General features: G+C 72.4%; 5 protein-coding genes. 2 read left to right on the top strand and 3 right to left on the bottom strand.

Annotation, left to right across the window (positions count from 1 at the left end; all coding sequences use genetic code 11):
• Positions 1 to 241: 241 nt before the first annotated feature.
• A complete protein-coding gene (locus Q7T52_RS13260; protein WP_304803230.1) occupies positions 242 to 1054 on the bottom strand; it encodes a biotin--[acetyl-CoA-carboxylase] ligase in 813 nt (270 codons plus the stop codon).
• A gap of 132 nt (positions 1055 to 1186) precedes the next feature.
• On the opposite strand from Q7T52_RS13260, the gene Q7T52_RS13265 reads away from it, so the two are divergent.
• Both Q7T52_RS13265 and Q7T52_RS13270 read left to right on the top strand, forming a co-directional pair.
• Positions 1187 to 2764, top strand: coding sequence for an acyl-CoA carboxylase subunit beta (locus Q7T52_RS13265; protein WP_370692323.1), 1578 nt, complete (start codon positions 1187 to 1189; stop codon positions 2762 to 2764).
• Positions 2764 to 3018, top strand: coding sequence for an acyl-CoA carboxylase subunit epsilon (locus Q7T52_RS13270; protein ID WP_304803232.1), 255 nt, complete (start codon positions 2764 to 2766; stop codon positions 3016 to 3018). The genes Q7T52_RS13265 and Q7T52_RS13270 overlap by 1 nt, the downstream gene beginning before the upstream one ends.
• Here the strand turns inward: Q7T52_RS13270 and Q7T52_RS13275 are convergent.
• Entirely contained in the window at positions 3015 to 4187 is a 1173-nt protein-coding gene (locus Q7T52_RS13275) for a sulfotransferase (RefSeq protein ID WP_304803233.1), read from the bottom strand. The two genes, Q7T52_RS13270 and Q7T52_RS13275, sit on opposite strands and share 4 nt — an antisense overlap.
• On the bottom strand, positions 4184 to 4797 hold a 614-nt coding region (locus Q7T52_RS13280), incomplete at its 5' end, for a zinc-binding dehydrogenase (protein ID WP_304803235.1). The genes Q7T52_RS13280 and Q7T52_RS13275, both read right to left, overlap by 4 nt.

Genomic DNA, 4797 nt, shown 5'->3' on the forward strand with positions numbered 1-4797 from the left:
CGGGTGGCCGCGCAGGCGACGGCGAGCCGAGCTTGCGAGGCCTCGCCGTTGCACGCCGATAAGCAGACCGCGAGAGGCTCGGGGTCAAGGATCGCGCAGCGACCGCGCAGCGGCGCCGCAGGCGTCCTTGACGCCGAGACGCGGTCTGCTACGCGCGGCCACCCGACCCGGACACAGCAAGACCCCACCCAACAGACGTGGCTTCGAGGCTCGCTGCGCTCGCACCTCAGCCGACGTGACCTCAGGCAGTGCGCACGTGCACGACGTCACCCGCGGAGACGGCCGTGCGCACGCCACCCGACTCGACGACGAGCTGTCCGGCGGGGTCGATCTCGATGGCGCGTCCCTCGAGGACGGAGCCGTCGGGGAGGTCGACGCGGACGTCGCGGCCGACGGTGACGCAGGCGGCGGCGTAGGACTCGTGCAGGCGCATGCCACTCGGGTCGCCGCCCATCTCCCAGGCGTCGACGGCCTCGCGGATGGCGGTGAGGACCTCGATGAGGACGTCGGTGCGGTCGACGGGGCGACCGAGCTCGAGCTCGAGCGAGGTGGCGGTGGGGACGGGGAGCTCGTCGGCGGTGAGGCTGACGTTGATGCCGACGCCGATGACGGCGGCGGGGCCGCCGGAGGTCTCGATGCGCTCGACGAGGATGCCGGCGACCTTCTTGTCACCGACGAGGACGTCGTTGGGCCACTTGACGCCGGCCTCGAGGCCGGAGGCCTGCAGGGCCTTGTCGACGGCGTAGCCGGTGAGCAGCGGCAGCCACGGCCAGGCGCGGGTGGGGCTGTCAGGGCGGAGCAGGATCGAGAAGGTGACCGAGGTGCCGGCCGGGGACTCCCAGGTGCGGTCGAGCCGCCCCCGGCCCGCGGTCTGGTGGTCGGCGACGACGACGAGCCCGTCGGGTGCGCCCTCGTGGGCCCGGCGCACGACCTCGGCGTTGGTCGACTCCAGGGTGTCGACGACCTCGACGGTCAGGTCGGGCATCAGCTCGGGGTTGTCCCCGCCGAGGCGGGCCTTGTCGAGGGGTGGGCGCGCGGCCGGGGCGGAGGTCACGAGGTCTAGCCTGTCCTACCGACCGACCAAGTCAAAGCACCCCCCGGCATCGACCGGTGGTGGCGAGAGATCAGGAGTCCCGTGAGCGCGCAGCCAGGCGAAGGCACCGAGGTGCCGCCCACCGACAGCGGCATCGACCTCCACACCACGGCGGGCAAGCTCGCCGACCTGGACCGGCGCCTCGACGAGGCCGTGCACGCGGGGTCCGAGAAGGCCATCGAGAAGCAGCACGCCAAGGGCCGCCAGACCGCCCGCGAGCGCATCGAGCAGCTCTTCGACGAGGGCTCGTTCGTCGAGCTCGACGAGCTGGCGCGGCACCGGTCGACGGCGTTCGGCCTGGAGAAGACGCGTCCCTACGGCGACGGCGTCATCACCGGCTACGGCACCATCGACGGCCGTCAGACCTGCGTCTTCAGCCAGGACTTCACCGTCTTCGGCGGCTCGCTCGGCGAGGTCTACGGCGAGAAGATCGTCAAGGTCATGGACCTCGCGATGAAGGTCGGCTGCCCCATCATCGGCATCAACGAGGGGGCCGGCGCGCGCATCCAGGAGGGTGTCGTCTCGCTCGGGCTCTACGGCGAGATCTTCCGCCGCAACGTGCACGCCTCGGGCGTCATCCCGCAGATCTCGATGATCATGGGCAACTGCGCCGGCGGCCACGTCTACTCCCCCGCAGTCACCGACTTCACGATCATGGTCGACCAGACCTCGGCGATGTTCATCACCGGTCCCGACGTCATCAAGACGGTCACCGGCGAGGACGTCACGATGGAGGACCTCGGCGGCGCGCGCACCCACAACACCAAGTCGGGCAACGCCCACTACATGGCCTCCGACGAGCCCGACGCGATCGAGTACGTCAAGGCGCTGCTGTCCTACCTGCCGCAGAACAACCTCGACGAGGGCGTCGTCTATGACGAGGACGTCGACCTCGAGGTCACCGACCTCGACCGGACGCTCGACGTACTGATCCCCGACAGCCCCAACCAGCCCTACGACATGCACGACGTGATCACCGCGGTCCTCGACGACGAGGAGTTCCTCGAGGTCATGGAGCTGTTCGCGCCCAACCTGATCATCGGCTACGGCCGGGTCGAGGGCCGTCCGGTCGGCGTGGTCGCCAACCAGCCGATGCAGTTCGCCGGCACCCTCGACATCGACGCCTCGGAGAAGGCCGCGCGGTTCGTGCGCACCTGCGACGCCTTCAACATCCCGGTGCTCACCTTCGTCGACGTCCCCGGCTTCCTGCCCGGCACCGACCAGGAGTGGAACGGCATCATCCGCCGCGGCGCCAAGCTCATCTACGCCTACTCCGAGGCGACCGTCCCGCTGGTCACGGTCATCACCCGCAAGGCCTACGGCGGCGCCTACGACGTGATGGGCTCCAAGCACCTCGGCGCCGACATCAACGTCGCCTGGCCCACCGCGCAGATCGCCGTCATGGGCGCCCAGGGCGCCGCCAACATCGTGCACCGCAAGACGCTGGCCAAGGTCGAGAAGGACGGCGGCGACGTCGAGGCCCGGCGCGCCGAGCTCGTCGACGAGTACGAGACCACGCTGGCCAACCCCTACATCGCGGCCGAGCGCGGCTACATCGACGCCGTGATCTCCCCCCACGAGACGCGCATCGAGATCGTCAGGGCGCTGCGCCTGCTGCGCTCCAAGCGGGCGACGCTGCCGCCCAAGAAGCACGGGAACATCCCCCTCTGATGACCGACGACAGCACCGACGAGAGCACCGACGAGAGCACTGCTCCCGAGCCGGCGCGCCCGCTGCTGCGGATCGTCGGCAGCGACGCGACGCCCGAGGAGGTCGCGGCGATCGTCGCGGTCTTCAGCGCGCTCGGTGGCGGTGAGCCTCCCGCGCCCCGGCGGCGTCCGACGTGGGGCGCGCCAGACCGCCAGGTACGCCGCACCCTCCCGCACGGCCCCGGCGGCTGGCGCGCCAGCTCGCTGCCCCGCTAGGTCTGCGCGGCGGTCTCCACCCGGACGTCGTAGCGCTCGACGTAGGCCGCGAAGCGCTCGCGCAGCTCGGCCTCGACCAGACCGTGGGTGGCGAGGTCGTAGCGGTGCGTGCCGAGCTCGCTGCGCGGGTGGGCGCCGACGTGTGCGGCCATCGCGGCGAAGGCGCCGTCACCGGGCGCCATGCCGAGGGCGTCGTAGAGCGACTCCATCGTGGTGACCGGGTCGGCGACGAGGTCGGCGTAGGCCACGTCGACCATCGGGTGGTCAGGGTGGCCGGCACGGAAGGCGTCGATGCCGGCGACCGACTGCTCGAGGGTCTGCGTCCAGTGCTCGCGGACGTAGGCGCTGTGGTCGGCGTCGGAGAACATGCTCGACATCGCCCGCACCAGGCTGCAGACCGACGCGGTCAGCACGACCGGGTCGCGGTGCAGCACGACGAGCCGCGCGTCGGGGTAGACCGCCGTCAGCGCGTCGAGGGCGAGCGCGTGGTGGGGGCTCTTGAGCACCCAGCGGCCACGGGTGCCGCCGCTCTGCAGGACCCGCAGCGTCGTGCGGTGGAACTCGTAGGCCGGCACGTTGGCGAGCGGGTCGGCCCGCCACCAGGCGGCGTAGGACGGCACGTTGGCGATCGCCTCCCACGACACCGACCGGAACGCCTGGCCGAGCACGGCGATGCACTCGGTCGGGGACTCGGCGTCCTCGTGGTGGATCGCGCGGACCTCGGGGTTGAGCGCCTCGAGCATGTCGGTGCCGACCTGCGCGGCCTCGACCCGCGGGCCCGACCGCCGCTCGGCCGGGACCGGCGGCGGCACCGAGTCGCCGGACTCCCACCGCAGGAGCGCGCGGTTGGCCGGGTCGCAGTCGAAGAGGTTGCTGATGAGCGTCGTCCCGGCGCGGAAGAGGCCGACCACGACGACCGGCGCCTCGACCTGCTCGTCGGCGACCTCCGGGTGGTTCGTGGCGTGGTCGATCACGCGCAGCCGGTTGACGAGGGCCGCCACCAGTGCGCCGCCGATGCCCAGCCCGCCGAGCTCGTTGAGCTGCGCCTCGGCGTTGACGGACTCGACGAGGCGCTCGAGGCCCTCGCGCGCCGACGGGTCGCCGAGGTCGTCGAGGCCGGTCTGCTCCACGGCCTGGGCGACCAGGGCGTCGGCGTCGAGGCCGCTCACGGGACCACCACCGTCCGGCCGGACGTACGCCGGGCAGCGTGGTCCTCCAGCGCGGCCGCGACCCCCTCGAAGCCCACCGTGCGGCCGACGACGGGGCGGATCCGCCCGGCCGCGGCGAGCTCGAGCAGCGCCGCGTGCGCGCGCTCCCCCGTCGACGGTGGGAACGCGTTGATGCCGAACTGGCGGAAGGGTCGCGGCGTGTCGAGGTAGGCCAGGAGCACCCCCATCACGGTCATGTTGGCCATCGAGAGCTTGCGCAGCGGCCGGCCCGTGAGGCCCGACTCTGGGTCGTCGTTGAAGCCGACCGCGAGGTAGCGGCCGCCGAGCGTGCCGCAGGTCCAGAGCGTCTCGGTGAGCTCGCCGCCGATCGGGTCGAAGACCACGTCGACGCCGCGGTCGCCGGTGGCGTCCATGACGGCGTCGAAGACGGCCGCCCTCTCGGCGGCGCCTCCCGGGCCGCTGTCGAGCGCCACGTCGGCCCCGAGGTCGAGGCACAGCTGCCCCTTGTCGGCGCCGCCGGCCAGGGCGATCACGCGCGCCCCGGCAGCGACGGCGAGCTGCACGGCGGCGGTGCCGACCGCGCTCGCCGCGCCGCGCACCAGCACGGTCT

It is taken from the genome of Nocardioides sp. (assembly GCF_030655615.1).
In the GTDB taxonomy this organism is placed as follows: domain Bacteria; phylum Actinomycetota; class Actinomycetes; order Propionibacteriales; family Nocardioidaceae; genus Nocardioides.